Raw genomic sequence first — 24,588 nt, forward strand, 5'->3', positions numbered from 1 at the left:
CCCCAAACTAGCGCCGATAGTTTTACGGCACCAGGGGCTCCCACGATGGTGGCGCGGCTCACCCTCCCGGAGAGCGGGAATCCCGGCGGGATCACTCCTCCAGGTCGGGCAGCCGGGCCGGGGCGGGGCAGATGCGGTCGCCGTGCTGGTCGAAGACGAACAGGTGGGCGAGGTCGACGAGGAGGGGCACCTGCATGCCCTGGCGCAGGTCGATGTCGGGGGTGGTGCGGACGATCAGGTCGCCGGGGAGACGGCCGTCGGGGGCGGCCACCACGGGCTCGGGCTCCTCCGGTTCGTCCATGACCACGACCGGGCCGGCGCGCAGGGCGCCCGCCCGCTCCTTCAGCCGGTCCAGGACCGTGCCGTCGCGGCGGCGGCGCCGGACCGGGCGGGTGACGGGGCGCGGTGCCTCCAGGTCGGGCACGACGGCTGGCCCGGAGCCGGTGTTGAAGTGCACGAGCACCTCGTGGCCCTGGAACTCGACGTGCTCCACCAGCCCGGTGAGCAGCACCTCGCCGGGGCGGGCGGAGGCGGGTTTCGCGATCCGGACGGCCTCCGAGCGCAGGCCCACGATCACCTCGCGCCCCTGCTGGACGCGGAGCAACTGGTGGTCGAGGGACAGCGGTTCGGGCAGCCGCAGGAACTGTTTGCCCAGGCTGATGGTCATCGCCCCGTCCAGCGGGGCGCGCACCAGGCCGCGCAGCAGGTTGATGCGCGGGGTGCCGATGAAGGCGGCGACGAAGACGTTGCGCGGCAGGGCGTACACGGCGCGCGGGGTGTCCACCTGCTGGAGCACGCCGCCGCGCAGGACGGCGACCCGGTCGCCGAGGGACATGGCCTCGGACTGGTCGTGGGTGACGTAGATCGTGGTGACGCCCAGTTCCCGGGTGAGTCTGGTGATCTCGGCGCGCAGATGGTTGCGGAGCTTGGCGTCGAGGTTGGACAGCGGCTCGTCCATGAGGAAGGCGGTGGGGTGACGGGCGATGGCCCGGCCCATCGCGACGCGCTGGCGTTCGCCGCCGGAGAGCTGGGCGGGGAGGCGGTCGAGCAGGTCCTCGATGCCCAGCATGCGGGCGGTGGCGTCCACGCGGGGGGTGTGGTCGGTCTGCGGGTCCTCGACGCGCAGCGGGAAGCCGATGTTCCCGCGGGTCGTCATGTTGGGGTACAGGGCGAAGTTCTGGAAGACCATCGCCATGCGCCGCTCGGCGGGGAGCAGGTCGTTGGCGTACGCGCCGTCCAGTGTCAGCTCGCCCTCGGTGATCTCCTCCAGGCCGGCGATCATGCGCAGCACGGTCGACTTGCCGCAGCCGGAGGGGCCGAGCAGGACGAGGAACTCGCCCGGCGCGATGTCCAGCGACAGCCGGTCCACCACGCGGACGCCTCGCGCGTAGGTCTTGCTCACGTCGTGCAGGGAGATGGCGCGTGTCATGGAGGTGCCCCCGGGGGCTCACTGAGCGATGGTGCTCCGCGGTCGGACGCCCTCGTGCGGGTCGTACGGGGCGTGTGAGTCACGGAAGTTAACGGACAGTGCCCGGCCGGGGGAAGACACCGGACGACATCTCGACGCGACCGTCCATCTGGTGAGAAAGCGGACGGCCGGATTCCCTCAGTCGTCCCCGCTGCTGCCCCGGTTCGCGCCCCCACGGGAACGGCCGGACGCGCGCACCAGTTCGCCCGCCAGCAGGGTCGCCCTCGCCACCCCCCGCGTCCAGCGCGGGCCGCCCCGGGCCGCCCACACGACGCACGCACAGCCGCCGAGGACGAGGAGCAGGACTGCGGACAGAACGATGAGAATCATGCTCATCCCTTCGTTTCCCGACACGGACGGCCGCTGCCGACCCGGTCCGTGCCATCCTGCCCCACCGCCGCACGCGGCCTGTCGGCCGCACCCGCCGCACTCGCCGCCGGGGAGCGCAGGGCGACGCCCGAGGAGAGCAGCAGCAGCGCCCCGAGCATCACGAACGGCGCGGCCACGCCCGCGAATCCGGCGACCAGTCCCGCGGCGGCGGGTGCGGCGACCTGGCCGAGGCGGTTGCCGGTCAGGCGCAGGGCGAGGGCCGTGGAGCGCGCCTCGTCGGGAGCCGCCTGGACGACGGTCGTCATGGACAGCGGCTGGCCCACGCCGAGGCAGAAGCCGAGGACGACCAGCATCAGGGCGAGCACCCACACCGGCACCGGCAGCGCGACCCCGGCACACAGCAGCGCGGCCAGCAGACATGTGACCGTGAGCAGCACCGTGCGGCCGAGCAGCCGCAACAGGGGGGTGAGCACGAGCCGGCAGGCGATCGTGGCGGCGGCCCGCAGGCTGAGCAGTACGCCGATCACGGCCGGGGAGATCCCCCGGTGCTCGCCGACCACCGGCAGGTAGGCGGTGAGGACGTCGGTCGCGGACAGCACGGACAGGCTGATCAGGATGCCCGCGGGAACGCCCCGGGCCCGAAGGATGCTCCCGACCGGGACGGGCGTGCCCTGCTCCTTGCGGGACTCCGCCGCCGCCGGGTGCTCTATGCGCCACAGGGAGGTGAAGGCGACCGCGGCGACCGCGCCCGCCACCACCAGGGCGAGGGCGCTGCTGCCGGCCATGTCGGGGCCGCCGATCAGCGCGCCGGCCGCGATGGGGCCGACCAGTTGGCCGAGCGAGGCGCCGATGGTGAAGTGGCCGAAGTTGCGGTCCTGTTCGTGCGGCGCGGACTGGCGGGCGACCAGCGACTGGGCGCCGATGACGAAGCAGAGGTGCCCGAGGCCCATGACGCCGCTCCACAGGGCCATCGTCCACAGGGACCCGGCGACGCCGCTCAGCGCACAGCCCCCGGCGATGAGCACCACGCCGACGGGCAGCAGCGGCGCACAGCGGCCGTGGTCGGTGCGGCGGCCCAGCGGGACGGCGGCGAACAGCGGCAGCAGGGCGTACACGCCGGCGATGACGCCGACCGCCCGTTCGTCGGCGCCGAGCGCGAGGGCCCGGTAGGAGACGGCGGGCCTCGCCATCGACACCGCGGCCTGCGCGAAACCGAAGGCGATGACGAGGCGGAGCAGCCAGCCGCGGTTCCCACCGGGCGCCATGATCGTGTCCTTCCCTGATTTCCGGGGCCGCGTGGCCCGCGACCCGACGATCGGTCAGATGATGCCGAACACGATGCCCGCCGCGAGAATCACCAGGCTCGTCAGGACCGCCCACTTCACCACGAACCGCGTGTGGTCGCCGAACTCGACCTTGGCCATGCCGACCAGGACGTACACGGCCGGGACGAGCGGGCTGGACATGTGCAGCGGCTGGCCGACGATCGAGGCGCGGGCGATCTCCAGCGACGACACGCCGTGCGCCTGCCCGGCCTCGGCGAGCACCGGCAGGACGCCGAAGTAGAAGCCGTCGTTCGACATGAAGTAGGTGAGGGGCAGGCTCAGCAGGCCGGTGACCAGGCCCATCTGCGGACCCATGCCGTCGGGGATGGTGTCCACCAGCCAGTTGGCCATGTGGTCGACCATTCCGGTGCCGGTGAGCACGCCGGTGAAGACGGCGGCGGCGAAGACCATGCCGGAGACGTTGAGGACGTTGTCGGCGTGCGCCGCGATGCGGGCCTTCTGGTCGGGGAGGTGCGGGAAGTTGACGCTGAGCGCGAGCGCGGCGCCGATCAGGAAGAGCACCGGGATCGGCAGCAGCTCCATGATCATGGCGGTGAGCAGCGCGACCGTGAGCAGCGCGTTGAACCAGTACAGCTTGGGGCGCAGGGTGGGCCGGTTCGGGTCGAGGCCCTGGAAGTCGTCGTCGGACTCGTCGGACTCGTCGGCCGGCGCGGCGGGGTCGCCCGAGCCGCCGGAGCCCGTGGCGGACGCGGTGGACGCGGACGCCTTGCCCGCACCGGCACCGGCACCGGACCGGGACCCAGGCCCAGACCCGGAACCCGCACCCGCACCCGCACCCGCACCCGCACCCGCACCGACCAGCACCGTCTCGCTCTCCGGCTCCCGCACCAGCGCCTCGTCCAGCGACAGCGTGCCCAGCCGCCTGCGCTCACGCAGACCGAGCACGTAGGCCAGGACGACGACCGCGAGGAGACCGACGGCCAGGGCCGGGATCATCGGGACGAAGATGTCGGTGGCGTCGACCTTCAGCGCGGTGGCGGCGCGGGCGGTGGGGCCGCCCCAGGGCAGCGTGTTCATCACACCGTTGGCCATCGCGGCGACGCCGGTCATCACGACCAGGCTCATCTTCAGCCGCTTGTACAGCGGGTACATCGCCGAGACCGTGATCATGAAGGTGGTGGAGCCGTCGCCGTCCAGCGAGACGATCGCGGCGAGCAGCGCCGTACCGACGACGATGCGCATCGGGTCGGCCTTGCAGAACTTCAGGATGGCCCGGACGATCGGGTCGAAGAGCCCGACGTCGATCATCACCCCGAAGTAGACGATCGCGAACATGAGCATCGCCGCGGTGGGGGCGAGGCTGGACACGCCGTCGATGACGTAGTCGCCGAGATGGGCGCCCTTGCCGACGATCACGCAGAACAGCGCGGGAATCAGCACGAGCGCCGCGATCGGCGACATCTTCTTCATCATGATCAGGACCAGGAAGGTCGCGATCATGGCGAAGCCGAGGATGGTCAGCATGAGTGAGTACCTAACGTTCGCCCTTGAACATCCCACCGGGGCAGGCGGTGCGAGCGACGTTAGGGGCCGTCAAGCCGCGTTAACAAGACGTTGACATGCGAGCAATAAGCGCAAAACTCCAGGTCACAGCTGTGCGCCGGTGAGCGGGGCCAGCGGGGTCAGCGCGGTCAGCTCGACGGGTACGCCGTTGAGGACGGCGTTGCCCGAGAGCGGGTCGAGCATACTGCCGTCGAGGAGCTGGTTGACGTTGACGCCGGGATCGGTGGCGGCGTGGCTCATGCGGGTGCCGGGCCGGTCGTGGCCCCAGCCGTGCGGGAGGCTGACCACGCCGGGCCGGACGGCGTCGGTGACCTCCGCGGGCGCGGTCACCTCTCCCCCGGCGCCCTTCACGCGGACGGGCTGCCCGCTTTCCACGCCGAGCCGTGCGGCGTCCTCGGGGTGGAGGTGCAGGGTGCAGCGGTTGGAGCCGCCGGTGAGGGCCGGGACGTTGTGCATCCAGCTGTTGTTGGACCTGAGGTGGCGGCGGCCGACGAGGACGAGCCCGGCGGGGCGCCGCTCCAGGGCCTGCGCGAGGCGGGGCAGGTCGTCGGCGATCGGCCCCGGCAGCAGCTCCACCTTGCCGCTGCGGGTCTTCAGCGGCTGGGGCAGGCGGGGGCGCAACGGGCCGAGGTCGATGCCGTGCGGGTGGGCGAGGAGACGCTCGAGGGTCAGTCCGTCGGGGCGTACGCCGAAACCGTCGCCGTAGGGGCCGAGGCGCAGCATCAGGTCGAGGCGGCGCTCGGGGCCGTTCTCGCCGGTGAGCCGGTCGGCGAGTTCGCCGGGGTCGCGGCCGTGGACGGGTGAGTGCGGCTCCTTCACGGCCTTGGCGAGGGTCTGCTCGATCACCATGGCGTCGACGGCGGCGGGGTCGGCGCCGTGCGTGCCGGCGACGGCCAGGGTCAGCCGGGCCAGGATCTCCGTCTCGGCCATCCGGCCGGGCTCCAGCGGGACGGCGGGGCGGGTGTAGCGGACCTGGTTGCGTACGGCGAGGGTGTTGAAGGCGAAGTCGTGGTGCGGACTCTGGGCCGGCGGGGGCGGCGGCAGGACGACGTGGGCGTGGCGCGAGGTCTCGTTGAGGTAGGGGTCGACGCTCACCATGAAGTCGAGCGAGTCCAGCGCCTTGTCGAGGCGGTCGCCGTCGGGCGCGGACAGGACGGGATTGGCGGCGACGGTGAGCAGCGCGCGGACGGGCTCGCCCGCGTCGGTGGCGGTGTCGATCTCCTCGGCGAGGACGGACAGGGGCAGTTCGCCCTTTGCCTCGGGGTGCCCGCCCACCCGGGAGTGCCAGCGGCCGAGCGCGAACCCGCGCCCGGGTCCGGCGGGGCGCGGGGTCCGGTCGGTGGCGGCCTGCGGGAAGAGCGCGCCGCCGGGCCGGTCGAGGTTGCCGGTGAGGATGTTGAGGACGTCCACGAGCCAGCTGGCGAGGGTGCCGTGCGGGACGGTGCAGCTGCCGATGCGGCCGTAGACGGCGGCGGTGGGGGCGGCGGCGAGTTCGCGGGCGAGGGCGCGGGTCACCTCGGCGTCCACGTCGCAGGCGGCGGCGACGGACTCGGGGGTGAAGTCGCGTACCGCGTCCTCGGCTTCGCCGGCCCCCTCGACGTGCGGGGCGAGTGCGCCGAGGTCCACCAGGTCCTCTTCGTACAGGACGTGGACCATCGCGGCCAGCAGCAGCGCGTCGGTGCCGGGGCGGATCGCCACGTGCCGGTCGGCGAGCTTGGCGGTGCGGGTGCCGCGCGGGTCGATGACGGTGAGGGTGCCGCCGCGGGCCCTGAGCGCCTTGAGCCGGCCGGGGAAGTCGGGGGCGGTGCACAGACTGCCGTTGGACTCCAGCGGGTTGGCGCCGATGAGGAGCAGGTGGTCGGTGCGGTCGAGGTCGGGCACCGGGATGGCGTTCGCGTCGCCGAAGAGCAGCCCGCTGGAGACGTGCTTGGGCATCTGGTCGAGCGTGGACGCCGTGAAGAGGCTGCGGGTGCCGAGGGCACCGAGCAGGACGTTCGGGTAGAGGGCGCCGGCCATGGTGTGCACGTTGGGGTTGCCGAGGACGACGCCGACCGCGTGCGGCCCGTGCCGTTCGACGACGGGCCGGACACCGGCGGCGACCGCGTCGAAGGCCTCCTCCCAGGTGGCCTCGCGCAGTTCGCCGTCCCTGCGCACCAGGGGCGTGCGCAGCCGGTCGGGGTCGGAGTCGACGGCTCCGAAGGAGGCGCCCTTGGGGCAGACGAAGCCGCGGCTGAAGACGTCGTCGCGGTCGCCGCGGGCGGCGGTGACCGTGGTGCCGTCGATGGTGAGGGCCAGGCCGCAGGTGGCCTCGCACAGGGGGCAGATACGCAGGGCGGTGCGGGACACGGGTCCTCCCGGAAGGCGGCGGTGGCGCTCGTCCCGGGCGAGCATACCGACCGGTATGCATGGTGGGGAGGGGTTTTCGGGATCAGTCGAAGAGGATCGGCCCGTTGCGCGTACCGACGGCCAGTTCGCCGTGCGGACCGGTGGCGAGGGCGGTGCAGGGAGACGGCAGTTCCAGGGCGCGGTGCACGGTGCCGGTGCGTGTGCCGACGACGGCCAGCTCGCGGTGGGAGGCGAGGGCGTAGGCGTGTCCGCCGGGCAGGAGGGCGGCGAAGTCGCCGCCCCACAGCGGGGTCTCGTGCTCGTGGGTGACCGGCGGCGGGGGGACGGGGCGCCGCAGCGGCGAACGCGAGTCGGCCGGGTGATGCGGGGCGGGGCTCTCGCCGAACGACGCGAAGCGGGCCGAGAACGCCTCCCACGGCACGATCCTGGTGTGCGCCCAGCCCACCACCAGCAACGCGTCCCCGTCCTGTCCGGTCAGCGCGAACACGTCGACCAGCCCCTCGTCGGGCAGTCGCAGGAGCGCCCAGCGCCGGGTGCTCGTGTCCAGGACCCGCACCACGTCATCCGCCAGTGGCACGAAGACGAGCAGCCGTCCGGCGCAGCGCACCGCGCGGAGCGGGCCCCCGAGGCGGGTCTTCCCGTCGCTGTAGGCGGAACAGGGCTGATGCGGGAGCGGTCCCCGGGCGACGTCGTGGACGGACACCCGCCCGTCCGCGAAGGAGTCGGCGGCCCAGGGGTCCGCCGCGTCCCACGGCACGAGCGACAGCAGGGACTGCGCGCCGGTGTCGTCCGGCACCACCGCCAGCCTCGCCTCTTCCCGCTGGTGGGGCACGGGTGTCACCAGTGGACGGCCTGCCGAGCGTATGGCGTCTCCCGTGCCGAAGTCCCAGTATTCCAGCAGGCCGTTGCCGCTGCGGGCGAAGAGCAGGGGGCGCGGTTCCCGTCCGGGCGACCGCCAGGAGACCGCGGCCAGTTGCTCCACGTCGGCGCCGTCGACCGGCCGCAGCCGGCGGACCACCTCGCCGTGTTCCGCCTCGCGCACCTGGAGCGACCCGTCGGCGCCCCCGACCACGACCACGGGCGCTCCGTCCCGCGCCACCACCGCCACGGCGGACACCGACCGTCCCGCGTCCAGAGCCTCCCCGACCCACCGTCCGCCGGGCGCGTCCCGCACCCGCCAGACGTTCCCGGTCTCGTCCCCGCACAGCAGGCCGTCGTCCGTCGCGTGCAGCGAGGTGCCGCTCTGCGGCATCCGGCGCTCCCAGCCGTCCTCGTACGACACCAGCCGGGCGTCGGTGCCGAACCCGAACAACCGGGTCCCGAGGTGGGCGAGGGCGGTGACGGCCGCGCGGTGCGCCCGACGCGGCGGACCGAGAGGCCGGCAGGTGGGCAGCGACCATTCCCGCACGGACCCGTCGTGTGCTCCTGCCGCCAGCCGTCCCGAACCGTCCGGAGACAGGGCGAGGGCCGTGATCCACGCCGGCCGGTCCGGGACGGGGCCGCACGCCCAGCTCCGCCCGGCGCCGGCGTCCCAGCAGACGAGCCGACCCGAATCGGTGCCGGCGACGATGACGTCCCGGTCCATGACGCGTCCGGCGGTGAGCGCGGTGACGATGCCGGGGACGGTGAACTCCTGTTCGGCGGCGGGCAGTCCGTCGCGCACAACGAGCACGCGGACCCGGCCCCCGTACTCGCCGGTGGCGACGAGGTCACGGCCGTCGGCGGTGTGTCCGACCGTGGCACAGCTGATCAGCGGGATCTGCCAGAGCCCCGGGTCGACCACCCGGCGGCGCCACAGTTCGTGCGGGCGCACCGGGTCCCAGCAGCGGATCTCGTGGTCCTTGCCGACACTCACGAGAGCGGGGGCGCCGGACGGCCCCCGGATCTCCCCGAGGGCCAGCACCCCGCCGTGGTGGGCGGTGATACGGGTGGAGTCCGCCGCGTACGCGGTGGGCCAGAACCGCACGATGCCGTCGGAGCCGCCGACGCAGACCGTGGTGCCCGCCCGGCACACCGCGTCGGCCGAGTGCCGCAGCTCCTGGCCTCCGACCCGGTCTCCCGTGAGGAGATCGTAGAGCTGGAGCCCGCGGGCCCCGCCCTCGACCGACACGCAGGCGACCGGTCCGAGGTCGAAGGCGGCCACCCTGACCCGCGCGCCCAGATCGACCCGCAGCGGCAGGCCGACCGGACGGCCGCTGTCGAGGTCGAGCCGGTGCAGTTGCCCGTCGCCGGTCACCGCGGCGACGATCCACTGCCGCCCGACACGGTGCACCGCGGTCGAAACGATGGCGTACGGGCTGGTCAGGAGCGTGCGGAGGGGCGCGCCGCGGGAGAGCGAGGAGAGCCGTACGGTGCCGTCTTCGCCGGTGGTCACCACGAGCCGCTGCGGATGGCCGGGCACCAGGTCGACGGAGGTGACCGGACCGTCGTGGCCGGTGCGCACCACGGAGTGGGTCGTCCGGTCGTCGGTCCCGCGCAGCACGACACGACCGTCCTCGCAGCCCAGCAGCACGGTCAGCGGGGGAAGCCCGGACGGGGCGGCGCACGCCGTGACGCGGGCCCCCACGTCGGCGGGCAGGACGGTGGCGGAGAGGGTGGCCCTGCGCCAGTGCGCCCGCTCCGTCCACTCGCGGATCTGGAAATCGAAGAGCGAGCGGCGCTGTCCGCGGGTCAGCGGCGGGTAGGACGGCGCGGAGCTGAGCTGGTAGACGCGGACCTGTCCGTCGGCCAGGTGCAGTACCGCCACGGCGGGCTCGTCGGGCGTGCGCCGGCCGGGAAGCAGCACCAGCCGGTCCACGTACCGCAGGGGCCGCCCTTCGTAGCCTTCCTCGCCCTCCTCGTCCGCCGGCAGCATCCAGACGGTGCTCTCCCGGCCGCGCCAGACGTGCAGCAGATGCGCGGATCGCCACCTCGGCTCGTTGCGCCGAGGCCGCTCGAGGTAGTGGTCGCGGTACAACGCCGCGGCGAGGCCGGGGAGCTGCGGGGGCGCGGTGAGGCCGAAGAAGTACCCGTGCCCCTCCACCTGCCGCTGATGGGCACGCTGCCTGTCTCCTTCGTCCAGGTCGTACCACCACGGCCCGCGCGTCGACTCCAGTTCCAGGTACCGGGGCCCCTGGGGCCCGCCGGGCACCACCACCCCCGTTTCCCAGATGTACATCCCGGGATACCGCCGCCCGCCCCCGTGCGGATCCCAGGCCGCCCACCGGGCCCGCCAGGGCAGCTCGCCCTCCCCGGTGTCGCAGGAGTCCGCCAGCCGCCCCGCCCGGCGGCACACCGCGGCCAGCCGCAGCCGGGCCCGCGCCGACGGGTCGGCCCCGCTCCCGGCCCGCGCGCGCAGCTCCGTCTCCATGTCGCGCACCGCCTGTCCGGCCCGCCGCCCCGCCGCGGTGCGCAGCGCGGGCAGGGCGGCCAGCAGCTGCCCCGGGTCGGCGGACAGGACGAACTCCGCGTCCTGCACCAGCGGGTCGAGCACTCCGCCCTCCGCGGCGTGCAGCGCGAGGTACTGCCGCACGTACGGGTGCTCGACCGTGCGCAGGGCCTCGGTCATCGTGCGCTGCACGCGGGCCGCGTCCCGGCCCTCGCGCAGGTACTCGATGAGCGCCCGGTGGTAGACGCGGTACACCGATCCGCCGCTCTCCACGCTCTCCACCACGTAGGAACCGGCCTCCTGGCGCAGCCACACGAGGTGTTCGTCGCCGTACGCGGTGCCGGTGATCGCGCTGGCCAGGCGTGGCCACACCCCAGCCCAGGGCAGTCCGGCACCCTGGGCGTAGGCGAGCGGGAGGAGCAGGTCCCGGGCCTGCGCGGCGCGGGGGCCGAGGCGTTGTTCCAGATCGCGTTCCATGGCCTCGCCGGGCAGCCGGGGCAGTTCCTCGCGCCACCGCCGGTCGCCGGGGTCGGGCGGGCGGGACTCGCGGGCGATGGTGCGGGCGGTGATGCGGGCCACGAGGAAGGAGCGGCCCGCGGCCTCGGCGACGGCTTCGGCGACCGCGTCCACCAGGTCGTTCCCGGCGGCGCCCAGCACGGAGCCGGGCGTGCGCAGCAGCTTGCGGGTGTAGGCGCGGACGGCGCCGGGGTCGGCGTAGCGCTCGGAGTCCAGGTCGATGCGGGGCGCGTCGTCGGGCAGCCGGGCGGCGATGTGCGGGCGGGCGCCGACCAGCAGGCGCAGTGGCAGTCTGCGTTCGGGGTCGGTGAGCGGGACGACGAGTTCGGCGACGGTCTCGTGGGGTGCGAGTGCCTCGTCGAGGGAGTCGACGAGGACGACGAGGGGTGCCTTCCTGGTCTGGAGGTGGGCGGTGAGCGCGCCGAGGGAGGCGGCGGCGCAGCCCGCGGCCGCGGCCAGGGCGTCGAGCACCTGCCGGGTGGAGAGGTGGCTCGCGTTGACGCGCACGTCGACGTCGCCGGGGCGGGGCAGGAGCGGCGGCAGGCCCGCGCGGGGCACGGCCGCGGCGCGTTCCGGGTCGGTGAGTACGGCGACCATGCCGAGCAGGGAGGACTTCCCGGAGCCCGGGTCCCCGGTGACGACGCACAGCCGTTCGTCGGTCCGGCGCGGGTCGAGCCAGGTGCTGATGTCGCCGAGTGCCGCGTGCCGGCCGGTGAAGTCCCAGACGTCGTCGGTCGCCACGTCGGTGCCGCGGGCCCGGGGCAGGAAGAAGGAGCGCATGTCCTGGTCGCGGGCTTCGCGTTCCCGGGCCGCGAGGGCGACGATGCGGTCGATCTCGTCCAGTTTGAGTCCGTCGGAGTCCGGGACGTGCCGGGGGTTGGGCAGGAAGGCGGGGATGCCGCCGGTGGCGTGGGAAAGGGACCAGCCGGGGCGCTGGGCCACCGGGACCTCCGGGTCGCTGCGGATGGCCGCCATGACGTGCTCGACGCTGATGTGGGCGGGGGCGTTGCCCGCGGTGGCGCGGGCGCGGACGGCCCGGTCGAAGGCGGTCGACAGGGCACCGGTGTACGTCTCCTCCTTGCGGCGGGAGGAGGAGACGAGGACCAGGCCGGTGGTGCCGTGCTCGGTGACCGGTTCGCGGAAGCGGCGGGCGTCCAGGGCGCCGTGGAGCGCCTTGTCCGCGCCCTCCTCGGCGTAGCAGGCGTCGATCAGGACGAGCAGCCGCTCGACGGCCGTCCCGTTCCAGACGCCGCCGACCAGGTCCTCGGTGGGCAGGGCGGTGCCGTAGGGGTCGGCGGCGTCGCTGTCGTGCAGGAGGAGATAGTGGCGTCCGCTGTCCTCGTCGGTGATGCCGTGGGCGGCGAAGTAGAGGACGACGTAGTCGTCGGGGCGGCGGTCGGGGTCGGTGGCGAAGGAGCGCAGGGCCTCGGTGAGCTGCCCCCGGGTCGGGTGGGGGCCGAGGTCCATGGCGGTCCGGTAGCCGAGTTCGCCGACGAAGAGGTCGGTGATCCGTCGGACGTCCTCGGTGAGTTCCGGACGGGCGGCCTCGGGGTGCGCGCGTACGTCGGTGACGGCGGCGGCGATGAGGAAACGGCGGGCGGCGGGCGCGGGCGTCTCCCCGTCGGCCGGCGCTCCCGTGTCCGCGCCGCGTGTCCCCGGTGCCGTGACCTCGCCCGACATCGTCTCTCAGTCCGCGAGGCCGCAGCCGTCGGCGACCGCCCGGCCGGCTTCCGGGGTGTTGAGGTAGCGGGTGGCGTCGTGGGCGCGGGCACCGTTGTGCACGAGGTGGCAGCGGACGCGGTCGCCGAACAGCGGTCGCAGATCCTTCACCAGGGCGACCACGTCGCCCTCGTCCGCGATGTTCGTCCAGTGCTCGACGCTTCCGGGCCAGGCGCCGGGCCGGCCCGCCGCACCGGTGCGCAGCCGGTCGTGGACGAGGGGGCGGATGCCCAGCGGCGACCCCACCGTCAGCAGCGAGCGCACCGGCCAGTCGGGGCGCGCGCACAGCGCCTCGTAGGCGACGACGCTGCCCAGGGAGTGGCCCACGACGACCCGGGTGCGGTCGGTCACCGCGTCGGCGACCCGCCGCTGCACCGCCTCGTGGACGGCCGGGTCGCACAGGTAGGCCCGGACCTGCTTGAGGTCGAGGACCATGGCGCGCAGCGCGATCCCGGCGAAGAACCGGGAGCGTCCCAGTGCGTTGAGGGCCCGCTGGACGGTGCGCGGGGTGCGGGCCAGGGTGCGGGCGTCGGGCGGGAGTACCGCCTCGTCGGTGCGGGCCGCCTCCGCCCACAGGGCCAGCAGCAGGTCCGTCTCCAGTCCCTCCGCGACGTCCGGGGCGCCGAGCGGGGGGTCGGCCAGCGCGAGGGTGCGGCCGGGCGGGCGGAAGAGGTCGCCGTAGAAGACGCAGCGCACGTCGTCCTCGCCGAGCGGGAAGGGGGCGTCGGCGCGCAGCAGTCCGTCGCTGATCGCGGGGTGCCAGGACCGGTGCAACTCTCGCTCGCCCGTGTGCTGTTGGCCGATCCCGTGGATGCAGACCACTCGAGCCATCGCGTCCCCCCAGCCCCGACCCAAACGCGTGATCACTCTAGCAACGGGAGGGCGTGCGCGGTGAGTTCAGTGGGCGGTGGGTTCAGTGGGCGGTGCGTACGTTCCGCCGTCAGTCGAGCACGCGCCCCAGGTAGGCCCGCAGCAGTTGCCGGGCCTCCTCGATGATCTTCTCGTCCCCGTTCGGCGCGACCCGGAAGGCGAGCTGCACGAGGGTGTCGGCGGTCTCCACGGCGACCAGGAACACGCGACGCAGATCGTCGTCGGGGCGGCGGCCGAGGTAGCCGGAGAGCAGTTCGGTGAGCCGCTCGGCGACGCGGTGGTTGGGAACGGCGTGGCGGTAGCCGACCGGTATCTGGTTGCCGAAGTCGATCAGGGAGAAGCCGGGCGCGGTCCGCTTCATCGCCAGGTACTCGTCGAGCACCGCGTCCAGCGCGCCGCGCCAGCCGCCGTCGCCCGCCTCCGTCAGCCGTTCGGTCACGCGCTCCGCGTAGCGCTCCAGGTTGCGCTGGGCCAGGGCGTCGGCCATCTGCCGCTTGTTGCCGAAGAAGCGGTACACCGACCCGATGGGGACGCCCGCGCGCAGCGCCACGGCCCGGGTACTCAGGGCGTCGTAGCCGACCTCGTCGAGGAGGTCGGCGCAGGCGTCGAGGATCCGGGTCAGCCGTTCGGCGCTGCGTCGCTGCACGGGGGCACGGCGGAGCGGGGTCGCGTGGGACACGGTGCTCATGATGCCCTCTTGCCGCGGCCGGGTGAACCGTGACCTCCGGTACGGCCCGGGGCGCCTGCCGGGCCCGCGGCACGGTGCCTGCAGCGCGGGGAGCGGGCGGCGGGCGTACTCACCGGTCCGCCGGGGTCTCGGTGACCGTCCGGCCCCCGATCTGCTCGGGCCGGGTCGCCCCGGTGGGCTCCGCGTCCGATGCCGTGATGTCCGCCGTGCTCTCGACGGGCTCGCCGTCGACGGCCCAGACGGTGTCGTCGTCGGCGTACAGCCGGACGGTGACCTGGTGCGTGCCGCGCGGGACCAGGTCGGCGGCGAGGTGGTACTCGGGGCCGCGCAGGCGGGTGAGGAGGTCGCCGTCGAGGAAGAGGTGGGCGACGCCGCGCCCGGGCACCGCCTTCGCGTCCGTGCCGGCCGGCGAGAACCTGAAGTCGCGGACGGTCAGGCGTACGTCCCAGCTCTCGTCGGTCTCGGGCTGCACCTCGATCCCGACCTCGGGCGCTCGCTCGGCGTCCACCTCCCGATAGCGCCGGCCCTCCTCGTCGGTGGCGTCGAGCAGTCTGCCGACCGGCGTGGCCGAATCCCCGGCCTCCGGTTCACCTCCGCCACCGGAGCCGCAGCCCGCCGATCCGGTCAACAGCAGGACACAGACCGCGAGCACGGCGAGCACTCCCCGCGTCCACGACATGACGCGAGAGTAGAACACCGGTCCGACGGTCCGGATCCCCCGGGGGTCCGGTTCCGGTCATCCTCCCGGGGGATGACCAAGAAAGAGCGGAACGAGCAGGGAGAACCGGGGCGGAGCGGGGAAGTCCTCTTACGGCCTCTTGCGCACGGGAAACCGCAATCCTACGGTGTGCCATAGGAATCGGGTTGCGAGGGAGCGATCAATGAGCAGGGACGCGCGGAAGACCGCGGAGGGGCTGGCCTACCTGTCCGGTTTCGGCAACGAGCACAGCTCGGAGGCCGTAGCGGGCGCACTGCCCGAAGGCCGGAACTCGCCGCAGCGGGCGCCGCTCGGCCTGTACGCGGAGCAGCTGAGCGGCACGGCGTTCACGGAGCCGAGGGCGCACAACCGGCGCTCGTGGCTGTACCGGATCCGCCCGTCGGCCGCGCACCCGGCGTTCACCCGCACGGGCAACGGCGCGATCCGCACGGCACCGTTCACCCAGTCCGTGCCCGACCCGAACCGGCTGCGGTGGGACCCGCTTCCCGGGCCGGAGTCCGGCACGGACTTCGTCGCGGGCCTGTGGACGCTCGGCGGCAACGGCGACGTCACCCAGCGCACCGGCATGGCCGTGCACCTGTATCACGCGACGGCCTCCATGGAGCGCGTCTTCAGCGACGCCGACGGCGAGCTGCTGATCGTCCCGGAGCGCGGCGGCCTGCTCCTGCGCACCGAGTTCGGTCTGCTGCACGCCGAGCCGGGTCACGTGGCGCTGATCCCGCGCGGGGTCCGCTTCCGCGTGGAGCTGCTGGACGAGGACGCCCGCGGATACGTCTGCGAGAACTACGGGGCTCCCTTCCAGCTCCCCGACCTCGGCCCGATCGGCGCCAACGGCCTGGCCAACGCCCGTGACTTCCGCGCCCCGGTCGCGGCGTACGAAGAGGACGAGGGCCGCGTGGAGGTGGTCAACAAGTTCTGCGGCAACCTCTGGACGGCCGAGTACGACCACTCCCCGCTGGATGTGGTCGCCTGGCACGGCAACCATGTGCCGTACGTCTACGACCTGCGCCGTTTCAACGTCATCGGCACCATCTCGTACGACCACCCGGACCCGTCGATCTTCACGGTGCTGACCTCGCCGTCGGACACCCCGGGGCTCGCGGGCGTGGACTTCGTCGTCTTCGCGCCGCGCTGGCTGGTGGGCGAGGACACCTTCCGGCCGCCGTACTTCCACCGGAACGTGATGAGCGAGTACATGGGCCTGATCGAGGGCGCCTACGACGCCAAGGCTGCCGGTTCGGGGGGCTTCGTGCCGGGCGGCGGCTCGCTGCACAACATGATGTCGGCGCACGGCCCGGACCGGGCGACCTTCGACCGGGCGAGCGCGGCCGAGCTGAGGCCGCAGCGGATCGACGACGGGCTGGCGTTCATGTTCGAGACGCGGTGGCCGGTGACCCTCACCCCCCAGGCGGCCCGCGCGGAGCACCTGCAACCGCGCTACGACGACGTCTGGCAGGGCCTGGAGCGTCACTTCCGCCCCTTGCACTGAGGATTCCCTACCGGTACGGATGGCCCGTGACCTCCTTCGCCCCGGACTCCATCGTCCTGAACCGCAAGCTGCCGCTCTGGTACCAGGTGTCGCAGTCGCTGCGCGCCTCGATACTCGGCCGCTCGCCCCGGGACCCGCTGCGCCTGCCCACGGAGGAGCAGCTGGCCGGTCACTACGGGGTGAGCGTGCTGACGATGCGGCAGGCGCTGAAGGAGCTGGAGGACGAGGGGCTGATCACCCGCCACCGCCGGCGGGGCACGTTCATCGAGCCGCACGCCCGGCGGGGCGCCCCGGTGCGGCTGCTGGGCTCGGTGGACGCGATCGTGGCGCAGCAGTCCGGGATGAAGGCGCAGCTGCTGGGCCACGGCAGGGGCCCGGTGCCGTCCGAACTCGCCGAGCACTTCCCGCATTTGCCGGAGGTGGGGACCTATCACCGGTTGCGCTGCGACGAGAAGACGGGCGAGCCGACCAACCACGCCCGCAACTACGTCCGTCCCGAACTGGCCGAGCGCATCGACGTGGACGACCTCGCGCGGTGGCCGATGACGAAGGTGCTGCGGGACGTGGTGGGCATGGACATCGGCCGGATCACGGACACCGTCGAGGCCCGGCTCGCGGACCCGGAGACGGCGCGGCTGCTCGAAGTCCCGCTGCTGAGCCCGATCCTGCACTACACGGGCATCACCCACGACACCGCGGGCCGGGTGCTCGACGTGGCGGTCATCCACTACCGGGGCGACCGCTTCTCCTTCACCGTCACCCTGGACGCCACGTGAGGCCCGGGTGCCCCGTCGTACGATGCCAGGCGTGACGCACGACGACGCTCCGCCGCTGGCGGACCTCATGCCGTGGTCCGTCGCACCGCCGCGGCTCGGCCGGGGGTGGCCGGCGGCTCCCGACGCGGCGACCCTGAAGGCCCGCTGGGACGCCCTGGTGAAGGCCGAGGGGCCCGACCGCGAGGCCCTGTTCGAGCCGACCCGCTCGCGCACGCCGTACTCGGCGGTCGGGCGGCTGCCGGGCGGCGGCGGGGGCACCGAGCGGCTGGCGCGCGCCTCGGGGCCGTGTCCGGAGCCGGTCCGGGTGCTGCGGGCGCCGTTCGACGAGCAGTGGCTGATTCCCGACCACCGGCTGATCGACGCGGCCCGTCCGGAGCTGTGGCGGGTGGCCGACGAGCGGCAGGTGTTCGTCGTGGAGGCGCCCGACGCCGCGGGTCCTCCGCTGCTCCTCGCGAGCTCGCGGCTGCCGCTGTTCGGCCCCGCCCGGGTCCGCCCGCTGCACCGCCGCCCCGGTGGCGCGGAGCCCAATCTGGCCCCGGGCCTCCTGGACCACCTGGCCGTCCGGCTCGGCCGGCGTCCCGGCGCGGTGGACGTGCTCGCCTGGGCGGTGGCGGCCGTACGGCCCGGCTCGCTGGTCCCGCTCACCGCGGACCCCGCGCTGTGGGAGCGCGGGGTCGAACTGGGCCGGCGCGCCCTGTGGCTGATGCGCCGCGACGGTGAGCGCCCCAAGCTGCCCGGCGGCCGGCGCCCGTACGTCCGCGCCCCGCTGCCCCCGCGTCCGCTGACCGTGAGTTACGACCGGGACGAGGAGGCCCTTCACCTGGACGAGGGCCGGGTCTCTCCCGTGCCGCCCGGTGCCTGGGACTTCGAGGTGGGCGGGGTCCGGGTGCTCGAGCAGTGGTTCGCGGCCCGCACGGCCGAGGGCGAGGCGGGCACGCTGACCGCGATCCGGCCGGCCGGCTGGCCGCAGACCTGGACGTCCGAGCTGCTGGAGCTGATCACGGTCCTCGCCCTGCTCGCCGAAGTGCGGGAGCGGTTCCGGGAGTTGGCGGTCACGTCCGGGATCGGCGCGGCCGAGCTGCACGAGGCGGGCGTACTGCCGGTGTCCCCGTCGGCCCGCCGGCCGGCCTCGGTCCTGGACGGCCGGGAGGAGGGGCCGGAGGGGCAGCTGGCGCTGCTGTAACCCGGATCGCTCCGGCCGAGGGGCCGAGCCCGGGCTCAGACGAACCCGTCCAGCACCCGCGTCAGCGCCCGCTCGAAGACCCCCTCGAGGTCGATCGGTCCCGCGTCCTCGGCGAAGGCCGCCGCCAGCCGCGGATAGTCGCCGCTCGCGAGCTGCCGGCCCAGGTAGGCGATGCGCGTCGCGTTCTCCTGCTCCTCGGACCAGGGCAGCGAGCGGGTGCGCTCGACGGTGGAGATCTCGTTGGTGACGTACGTCGTCACGACGCCGTTCACCATCGCGACCAGCTCCATCTTCGTGCCGTGGGGCGCCTCGAAGGGGTCGAGGCAGGCCATGCAGTGCTCCAGGAAGCGCAGGGCGTTGGGGCTGAAGCCGTAGACCGGGGACATCAGGCGGGGCAGCCAGGTGTGGCGGTGCATCAGCGCCCGGGTCTGGTGGGCCACCCGGATCATGTCGGCGCGCCAGTCGCCGCTCGGGTCCCACAGTTCGTGTTCGCCGCTGACCGCGTCCATCATCAGCTCGTACAGGTCCTCCTTGCGGGGGACGTAGTTGTAGAGCGACATGGTGCCGCAGCCCAGTTCGCCGGCGACGCGGCGCATCGAGACCGCGTCCAGCCCCTCGGCGTCGGCGATCCGCACCGCGGCGGCGGCGATGTCGGCGCGGGTGTACGCCGGCCTCGGACCGCGGCCGGTGCGCTCGGGGCGCGACCAGATCACTTCGGGTACGGCCGCTCGGCCCGCCATCGTGCATCACCTCGGCCACCATCCTAGTTACGTACAGCGTACGTAGTGCGCTATGGTCGACCCATGACTACTACGTACGCTGTACTTAGTGAGGGTCTGGAGAAGCGCTTCGGCGCCGTGCACGCGCTGCGCGGCCTGGATCTCGCGGTGGCCGAGGGCACCGTGTGCGGGCTGCTGGGGCCGAACGGGGCGGGCAAGACCACGGCGGTGCGGCTGCTGACGACGCTGCTGCGGCCGGACGCAGGATCGGCGCGGATCGCCGGGCACGACCTGGTCCGCGAGGCGGCCGCGGTCCGCCGCCGGATCGGGGTGACCGGGCAGTACGCGTCGGTGGACGGCGACCTCACCGGACGGCAGAACCTGCGGCTGTTCGCCCGCCTGCACCGGGTGCGGGACGTCTCGGCACGGACCGGCGAGCTGCTCGACCGCTTCGGTCTGACCGACGCCGCCGACCGGCCCGCGTCCACCCTGTCCGGTGGCATGCGACGCCGCCTGGACCTGGCCGCGAGCCTGGTGCGGCGCCCCGACGTGCTGTTCCTGGACGAACCGACGACCGGGCTCGACCCGGCCAGCCGCAACCGCATCTGGGACGCCGTGCGCGCCCTGAAGGCCGAGGGCACGACCGTGCTGCTCACCACGCAGTATCTGGAGGAGGCCGACCGGCTGGCCGACGACATCGCGCTGGTGGACCGCGGCCGGGTCGCGCACACCGGTTCGCCGGCCGAACTCAAGGCGCTGGTGGGTTCGTACGCGCAGGCCGTCGTCGCGGACGCGGACGCCCTGGCGCGGGCCGCGGCGGTCCTGGACCGCATCACCGGCGCCGAGCCCGCGCTGGACCACGACCGGCGCACCGTCGGCGCCGTCAGCACCGATCCGACGCTGACCCTGCCGCGGCTGGTGCGTGAACTCGACGCGGCGGGCGTGCCGCTGGTGGACGCGAGCCTGCGGCCACCGACCCTCGACGACGTCTTCCTCCGCCTGACCGGCGACGACACGGGTGACAGCAAGGAGCTTGTGGCATGAGCACGATGGCCTACGACCTCGCGTACGACGGCACGGCGATGCTGGGACGGCAGCTGCGGCGGCTGCGGAACAACCCGGGGCTGCTGATCCTCACCCAGACGATGCCGATCACAATGCTGCTGTTCTTCGGCTACGTCTTCGGCAGCGCGCTCGCGATGCCCGGCGAGGAGTACCGGGCCTTCCTGGTGCCGGGCCTGCTGGTCGCGACCGCCGCGAACGGCATCATGACGGGCATGTTCCAGGCCGCCCAGGACACGCACCGGGGCGTGACGGACCGCCTGCGTACGCTGCCGGTGAGCCGGGCGGCGGTGCCGCTGGGGCAGTCGGTCGCCGACGTGCTCGTCACGGCTGCCGGGACCGTGCCGCTGCTGCTCGTCGGGCTCGCGGTGGGCTGGCGGGTGGAAGGCGGCGCGCTCGGCGCGGTGGGTGCCGTGGGGCTGTTGCTGCTGTTCCGGTTCGCGACGACCTGGGTCGGGATCTTCCTGGGGCTGCTCACCCGGAACGAGGAGGCCGCCGGTCAACTGGGCGGTGCGACCTTCATCCTCCCGCTGCTGTCCAACGCGTACATCCCGACCGGGGGACTGCCGGGCTGGCTGCGCACGGTCGCGGAGTGGAATCCGATCAGCGCGGTGACCACGGCGCTGCGGGACCTGTTCGGCAACGCGCCCGTGCCGGAGGGTGCCGCCTGGCCGGTGGCGCATCCGGTCGCCGGGTCGCTGGCCTGGTGCGCGGTGCTGCTGGCGGTGTTCGTCCCGCTCGCCGTACGCCGGTACGCGCACGGGGACCGCTGAGTGGGCCGGAGTGCGTCACCGCCGGACGGGGAGGGCGGGACGGGAACGTGGGAACGGGTGCCGGAGGGGCGTACGGGGTCGGGCGTACGGGAGTTACCCGCGCTCGGGAGCACACCGGGGCGCCGCTGCGTGCCGTGGGGATGACGGACGAGTGCCGCGGCGCCGCGCCGGGTCGGTGTGAGCGCCGGAGCGCGGGCCTCAGTTGCCGCCGAACAGCGAGCGGCGCAGTCGACGCAGTGGCGCGAACAGCGAGACCCGGCGCATCCGGACGCCCCTGCTGCTGCGCTTGTGCGCGGGCTCACGCGCGGTCAGCTCACGCATCAGCGACGTCGCCTCCACGGTCTCCCGCTGCGGGAGGGCAGGCCCTCCGAGCACCGCGAGATGACGGTCGAGGCGCGAGCTGGTCGCGCTGCTTCCGCAGGTGATCGCAGGGACCCTTGCCCTGCTGCGCACCGTTATCTGTTCCATGTCACTCCCCACCCGTACGAGTCCACCCGGCCCGGGCAGGGTAACCCTATCGCCCCGGTACGGCATGCGTGTATCGCGGTCACAGGATTCACCTTCCCCGTAAGGGGGTTGACGATTACTCTCCGAATCCGACAGATTCCAGGGTGAGTTGGACAACGGGCCTGCTGGTCGGCCGCACCGACCCCCCGTCGGGCTCGACCGTCACCGCCAGTGATGTGGCGGAGCGGCTGAGGCCGGACGCGATCAGGGGCGTGTCGCCGTCGAAGAGCCCCAGGGAGCGCGGCGCGGCGCCGGGGCGCATCAGCCACAGTTGGTGCACGCGGTCGCCGGAGGGCTCGCGGTACCCGCTCAGGGTGACCACCGCGCGCCCCTCGGATGCGGAAGCGACCACTCCGATACTGCGACCCCGGTCGTCCTCGCCGCTCGTCGCGCGGGCGTCCGGAGCAGCGAGAACGTGGGCGATCTCACGTGCCCTGCCCCGCGCGGTGTCCAGCTCGTCCTGGGTGCGGTCCGCCTGCACGGCGAAGAGGGAGGCGACCACGAGTGCCGCGGCGGCCGTCACCGTGGCGAAGGGCACGAGCAGGGGGCGCGGCCGGGACGCGCGGGAGCGCTCGGCCGGCGGCCGGCCGCCCCACACGTGGTCCGGCAGCCGAAGGGCGGGCCCGCGGGCGGGCGCCGGCTCCTGCGCGGTGGTGCGTACGGCGGCCAGCACCCGCTCGCGCAGGGCGGGCGGCGGCGGGGCGGCCGTGGACCAGGCCAGCCGGACGGCGTCCTCGGACAGCGCCCGCACCTCGGCGGCGCAGCGGGCGCAGCCCTCCAGGTGCCGTTCGAAGCGGACCCGTTCGGCACCTTCGAGGGCGTCCAGGGCGTAGGGGGCGGCGAGCGAGTGCAGGGCGCCGCGGCGCGGCAGCCGGCCGAAGAGGCTCATGCGACACCTCCCAGGCAGTCGCGCAGGCGGTTGAGTCCGTCCCTCATTCTCGTCTTCACCGTGCCCAGCGGAAGGGAGAGGCGCTCGGCCACCTCCCGGTAGGTGTAGCCGTCGTAGTAGGCGAGGGTGACCGACTGGCGCTGAAGGGCGGTCAGGCGGTCCAGGCAGCGGCGCACCCACTCGCGTTCGAGTCCCGCCTCGACCTCCTCCGAGACCTGGTCGAAGGCGGGGTGGTGGGCGCGGCGGGCCTCGCGCTGTTCGCGTTCGCCGGCCGCGCGGGCGCTGCGCACCCGGTCGACGGCACGGCGGTGGGCGACGGTGAGGATCCACGACAGGGCGCTCCCCCGGCGGGGGTCGAACCGCGCCGCGGACCGCCAGAGTTCGAGCAGCACCTCCTGCGCCACCTCCTCCGACTGGGCGGGGTCGCGCACCACGCGCCGTACGAGTCCGAACACCGGTCCCGACACCAGCCCGTACAACTGCTCGAAGGCCTTCTGGTCCCCGTCCGCCACGAGCATCAGCAGCTCGTCCGCCTCCACCCGGTCCCCCCTCTTCCCGCGGGCCGCGCCCGGCCCCTCGACGTCACCGCCGGGCGCGCGCGAGGCACGCCCTCCGCAGGAGTTACGGATGGGCGGGGCGAAAACGCCAGTCGGCCGGGCACGGAATCGGATTGCGGGTCCGACCAATCCGGGCCGGGGAGCGCTCCGAATGCCGGTGCGTCAGGGAAGTCGGCACATCGGCACAGAGGACGGACGGCATGACGGACGGCATGACACCACCCATCTCCGGAAGCGGTGGCGCGGGGCGCCGGCGCGTCGCCACGCTGGTCTGCGGCGCGCTGGCCGCCGGAGGGCTCGCGGCCGCCGGCGTGACCGCGCTGGAACCGGGGGCGGCGTCCGCCTCCAGCCACCGGGAGGCCCCGCTGATATCGGGGACCCCGCAGTACGACAACACGGATCTGTACGCCTTCGTGAGCCCGGACCGGCCGGACACCACCACGCTGGTCGCCAACTGGATCCCGTTCGAGGAGCCGGCCGGCGGGCCGAACTTCTTCACGTTCGCCGAGGACGCCCAGTACGACCTGCACATCGACAACGACGGCGACGCGCAGGGCGACCTGCTGTTCCGGTACACGTTCACCACGCACACGAAGAACGACAAGACGTTCCTCTACAACACGGGCCCCGTCACCAGCCTCGACGACCCGGACCTCAACATCACGCAGACCTACGACCTCGAGCAGATCGAGCTGCACGAGGGCGAGGAGTCGTCCCGGACGACGATCGCCCACGACGTGCCGGTGGCGCCGTCGAACGTCGGCAAGGCGTCGATGCCCGACTACGGGACGCTGCGCGACCAGGCGGTCCACCAACTGGCCGGCGGGGCACAGACGTTCGCCGGTCAGGCCGACGACCCGTTCTTCCTGGACCTACGCGTCTTCGACCTGCTGTACGGCGGGAACCTGTCCGAGGTCGGCAACGACACCCTCAAGGGCTACAACGTCAACTCGATCGCCCTCCAGGTCCCCACCCACATGATCGCGGAGTCGGCCGAGCAGCCGGTCGTCGGCATCTGGTCGACGACGCAGCGGAAGAACGCGCAAGGGGAGTTCTCCCAGGTCTCGCGGCTCGGCAACCCGCTGGTGAACGAGGTCGTCAACCCGCTGAAGGACAAGGACACGTTCAACGCGTCAAAGCCGGCGGACGACGCACAGTTCCTGCAGAACGTCACCAACCCGGAGCTGCCGAAGCTCATCGAGGCGATCTACAAGATCAAGGCGCCCGCCGAGCCGCGCGACGACCTGGTCGACGTGTTCCTCAAGGGCGTCAAGGACCTCAACCAGCCGCCCCACGTGACGCCCTCGGAACAGCTGCGCCTGAACACCTCGGTCGAACCGGCCGCCGAGCCGAAGCGCCTAGGCGTCCTCGACGGGGACAACGCGGGCTTCCCCAACGGGCGCCGGCTCACCGACGACGTGATCGACGCCGCGCTCCAGGTCGTCGAGGGCGAACTGGTCGGTGCCGCGAACGATCTGGGCGACGCGGTCGACGCCAACGACAAGGAGTTCGGGCAGGCCTTCCCGTACGTGGCGAACCCGACGGAGGGCTCGCGCGGCCCGCTGGCCGACGGTACGGGCGACGGCAACGACGTGCGCAACCAACTGGGCGACGCGCTGCGTCCGGCCGGCTCCGACGACACGACCCTCATCGCCGCCTCCGTCGGCGCCGGGGCCGTCGGCATCCTGCTGATCGGCGGCGCGGTCGCGTGGTGGCGGCGCATGCGGGGCCGCGCGTACTGACGGCCCCCACCGACCGGCGC

19 protein-coding genes are annotated in these 24,588 nt (G+C 73.6%); 6 read left to right on the forward strand and 13 right to left on the reverse strand.

All coding sequences use genetic code 11. The features are described 5' to 3' along the window. Positions 1 to 91: 91 nt before the first annotated feature. From ACGH7X_RS08510 to ACGH7X_RS08550, 9 genes are all read right to left on the reverse strand, one after another. Positions 92 to 1,429, reverse strand: coding sequence for an ABC transporter ATP-binding protein (locus ACGH7X_RS08510; RefSeq protein WP_399883194.1), 1,338 nt, complete (start codon positions 1,427 to 1,429; stop codon positions 92 to 94). A 177-nt stretch (positions 1,430 to 1,606) separates the two neighbouring features. Beyond that, positions 1,607 to 1,798 carry a hypothetical protein gene (locus ACGH7X_RS08515; RefSeq protein WP_399883196.1) on the reverse strand — a complete coding sequence of 64 codons (192 nt, stop codon included), beginning with the start codon at positions 1,796 to 1,798 and terminating at the stop codon, positions 1,607 to 1,609. A gap of 2 nt (positions 1,799 to 1,800) precedes the next feature. Next, positions 1,801 to 3,063, reverse strand: coding sequence for an MFS transporter (locus ACGH7X_RS08520; protein ID WP_399883198.1), 1,263 nt, complete (start codon positions 3,061 to 3,063; stop codon positions 1,801 to 1,803). A gap of 54 nt (positions 3,064 to 3,117) precedes the next feature. Continuing rightward, on the reverse strand, positions 3,118 to 4,608 hold the full coding sequence (locus ACGH7X_RS08525) for a CitMHS family transporter (protein WP_399883200.1): 1,491 nt from the start codon (positions 4,606 to 4,608) through the stop codon (positions 3,118 to 3,120). Between the two features lie 123 nt (positions 4,609 to 4,731). Beyond that, positions 4,732 to 6,993 (reverse strand): molybdopterin oxidoreductase family protein, encoded by a 2,262-nt coding sequence (locus ACGH7X_RS08530; protein ID WP_399883202.1) that lies wholly within the window; start codon positions 6,991 to 6,993, stop codon positions 4,732 to 4,734. Positions 6,994 to 7,075: 82 nt separating this feature from the next. Continuing rightward, positions 7,076 to 12,556 (reverse strand): caspase family protein, encoded by a 5,481-nt coding sequence (locus ACGH7X_RS08535; RefSeq protein ID WP_399883204.1) that lies wholly within the window; start codon positions 12,554 to 12,556, stop codon positions 7,076 to 7,078. Between the two features lie 6 nt (positions 12,557 to 12,562). After that, on the reverse strand, positions 12,563 to 13,426 hold the full coding sequence (locus ACGH7X_RS08540; protein ID WP_399883206.1) for a hypothetical protein: 864 nt from the start codon (positions 13,424 to 13,426) through the stop codon (positions 12,563 to 12,565). A 109-nt stretch (positions 13,427 to 13,535) separates the two neighbouring features. Beyond that, positions 13,536 to 14,153, reverse strand: coding sequence for a TetR family transcriptional regulator (locus tag ACGH7X_RS08545; protein WP_399883208.1), 618 nt, complete (start codon positions 14,151 to 14,153; stop codon positions 13,536 to 13,538). Between the two features lie 109 nt (positions 14,154 to 14,262). Continuing rightward, the gene (locus ACGH7X_RS08550) at positions 14,263 to 14,832 is read right to left on the reverse strand and encodes a hypothetical protein (RefSeq protein ID WP_399883210.1); all 570 of its coding nucleotides are present in this window, start codon (positions 14,830 to 14,832) and stop codon (positions 14,263 to 14,265) included. Positions 14,833 to 15,034: 202 nt separating this feature from the next. Between ACGH7X_RS08550 and hmgA the strand changes: the two genes are divergently transcribed. Genes hmgA through ACGH7X_RS08565 form a run of 3 tightly spaced genes read left to right on the forward strand, consistent with a single transcriptional unit; the run spans position 15,035 to position 18,319 of the window. Continuing rightward, the gene (gene hmgA, locus ACGH7X_RS08555; protein WP_399883213.1) at positions 15,035 to 16,360 is read left to right on the forward strand and encodes a homogentisate 1,2-dioxygenase; all 1,326 of its coding nucleotides are present in this window, start codon (positions 15,035 to 15,037) and stop codon (positions 16,358 to 16,360) included. Positions 16,361 to 16,386: 26 nt separating this feature from the next. Further along, positions 16,387 to 17,136 (forward strand): GntR family transcriptional regulator, encoded by a 750-nt coding sequence (locus ACGH7X_RS08560; protein ID WP_399883215.1) that lies wholly within the window; start codon positions 16,387 to 16,389, stop codon positions 17,134 to 17,136. Positions 17,137 to 17,158: 22 nt separating this feature from the next. Then, complete coding sequence (locus tag ACGH7X_RS08565) at positions 17,159 to 18,319, forward strand: type ISP restriction/modification enzyme (protein WP_399883217.1); 1,161 nt, start codon at positions 17,159 to 17,161, stop codon at positions 18,317 to 18,319. A gap of 35 nt (positions 18,320 to 18,354) precedes the next feature. Here the strand turns inward: ACGH7X_RS08565 and ACGH7X_RS08570 are convergent, their stop codons facing one another. After that, on the reverse strand, positions 18,355 to 19,059 hold the full coding sequence (locus ACGH7X_RS08570; protein WP_399883219.1) for a TetR/AcrR family transcriptional regulator C-terminal domain-containing protein: 705 nt from the start codon (positions 19,057 to 19,059) through the stop codon (positions 18,355 to 18,357). A 63-nt stretch (positions 19,060 to 19,122) separates the two neighbouring features. On the opposite strand from ACGH7X_RS08570, the gene ACGH7X_RS08575 reads away from it, so the two are divergent. Next, positions 19,123 to 20,082, forward strand: a complete 960-nt coding sequence (locus ACGH7X_RS08575; RefSeq protein WP_399883221.1) for an ATP-binding cassette domain-containing protein — start codon at positions 19,123 to 19,125, stop codon at positions 20,080 to 20,082. After that, a complete protein-coding gene (locus tag ACGH7X_RS08580; protein ID WP_399883223.1) occupies positions 20,079 to 20,873 on the forward strand; it encodes an ABC transporter permease in 795 nt (264 codons plus the stop codon). Before ACGH7X_RS08575 ends, ACGH7X_RS08580 begins: the two co-directional genes overlap by 4 nt. A 198-nt stretch (positions 20,874 to 21,071) precedes the next feature. Here ACGH7X_RS08580 and ACGH7X_RS08585 read toward each other — a convergent pair whose 3' ends face one another. From ACGH7X_RS08585 to ACGH7X_RS08595, 3 genes are all read right to left on the reverse strand, one after another. After that, positions 21,072 to 21,341 carry a hypothetical protein gene (locus ACGH7X_RS08585; RefSeq protein WP_399883225.1) on the reverse strand — a complete coding sequence of 90 codons (270 nt, stop codon included), beginning with the start codon at positions 21,339 to 21,341 and terminating at the stop codon, positions 21,072 to 21,074. Between the two features lie 115 nt (positions 21,342 to 21,456). Continuing rightward, complete coding sequence (locus tag ACGH7X_RS08590) at positions 21,457 to 22,269, reverse strand: anti-sigma factor domain-containing protein (RefSeq protein ID WP_399883227.1); 813 nt, start codon at positions 22,267 to 22,269, stop codon at positions 21,457 to 21,459. Then, a complete protein-coding gene (locus ACGH7X_RS08595) occupies positions 22,266 to 22,808 on the reverse strand; it encodes a sigma-70 family RNA polymerase sigma factor (protein ID WP_399883229.1) in 543 nt (180 codons plus the stop codon). Before ACGH7X_RS08595 ends, ACGH7X_RS08590 begins: the two co-directional genes overlap by 4 nt. A gap of 230 nt (positions 22,809 to 23,038) precedes the next feature. Between ACGH7X_RS08595 and ACGH7X_RS08600 the strand changes: the two genes are divergently transcribed. Further along, positions 23,039 to 24,568, forward strand: coding sequence for a DUF4331 domain-containing protein (locus tag ACGH7X_RS08600; RefSeq protein ID WP_399896855.1), 1,530 nt, complete (start codon positions 23,039 to 23,041; stop codon positions 24,566 to 24,568). Positions 24,569 to 24,588: the final 20 nt, after the last annotated feature.

Source organism: Streptomyces sp. BBFR51, assembly GCF_044591655.1.
Classification (GTDB): Bacteria; Actinomycetota; Actinomycetes; order Streptomycetales; family Streptomycetaceae; genus Streptomyces.

What these genes read in the sequence shown, in the direction of transcription:
- ACGH7X_RS08510 (WP_399883194.1), bottom strand. Translation starts at nt 1,429, where the DNA reads ATGACACGCGCCATCTCCCTGCACGACGTGAGCAAGACCTACGCGCGA.
- ACGH7X_RS08515 (WP_399883196.1), bottom strand. Translation starts at nt 1,798, where the DNA reads ATGATTCTCATCGTTCTGTCCGCAGTCCTGCTCCTCGTCCTCGGCGGC.
- ACGH7X_RS08520 (WP_399883198.1), bottom strand. Translation starts at nt 3,063, where the DNA reads ATGGCGCCCGGTGGGAACCGCGGCTGGCTGCTCCGCCTCGTCATCGCC.
- ACGH7X_RS08525 (WP_399883200.1), bottom strand. Translation starts at nt 4,608, where the DNA reads ATGCTGACCATCCTCGGCTTCGCCATGATCGCGACCTTCCTGGTCCTG.
- ACGH7X_RS08535 (WP_399883204.1), bottom strand. Translation starts at nt 12,556, where the DNA reads ATGTCGGGCGAGGTCACGGCACCGGGGACACGCGGCGCGGACACGGGA.
- ACGH7X_RS08540 (WP_399883206.1), bottom strand. Translation starts at nt 13,426, where the DNA reads ATGGCTCGAGTGGTCTGCATCCACGGGATCGGCCAACAGCACACGGGC.
- ACGH7X_RS08545 (WP_399883208.1), bottom strand. Translation starts at nt 14,153, where the DNA reads ATGAGCACCGTGTCCCACGCGACCCCGCTCCGCCGTGCCCCCGTGCAG.
- ACGH7X_RS08550 (WP_399883210.1), bottom strand. Translation starts at nt 14,832, where the DNA reads ATGTCGTGGACGCGGGGAGTGCTCGCCGTGCTCGCGGTCTGTGTCCTG.
- hmgA (WP_399883213.1), top strand. Translation starts at nt 15,035, where the DNA reads ATGAGCAGGGACGCGCGGAAGACCGCGGAGGGGCTGGCCTACCTGTCC.
- ACGH7X_RS08565 (WP_399883217.1), top strand. Translation starts at nt 17,159, where the DNA reads ATGCCAGGCGTGACGCACGACGACGCTCCGCCGCTGGCGGACCTCATG.
- ACGH7X_RS08570 (WP_399883219.1), bottom strand. Translation starts at nt 19,059, where the DNA reads ATGGCGGGCCGAGCGGCCGTACCCGAAGTGATCTGGTCGCGCCCCGAG.
- ACGH7X_RS08575 (WP_399883221.1), top strand. Translation starts at nt 19,123, where the DNA reads ATGACTACTACGTACGCTGTACTTAGTGAGGGTCTGGAGAAGCGCTTC.
- ACGH7X_RS08580 (WP_399883223.1), top strand. Translation starts at nt 20,079, where the DNA reads ATGAGCACGATGGCCTACGACCTCGCGTACGACGGCACGGCGATGCTG.
- ACGH7X_RS08585 (WP_399883225.1), bottom strand. Translation starts at nt 21,341, where the DNA reads ATGGAACAGATAACGGTGCGCAGCAGGGCAAGGGTCCCTGCGATCACC.
- ACGH7X_RS08590 (WP_399883227.1), bottom strand. Translation starts at nt 22,269, where the DNA reads ATGAGCCTCTTCGGCCGGCTGCCGCGCCGCGGCGCCCTGCACTCGCTC.
- ACGH7X_RS08600 (WP_399896855.1), top strand. Translation starts at nt 23,039, where the DNA reads ATGACACCACCCATCTCCGGAAGCGGTGGCGCGGGGCGCCGGCGCGTC.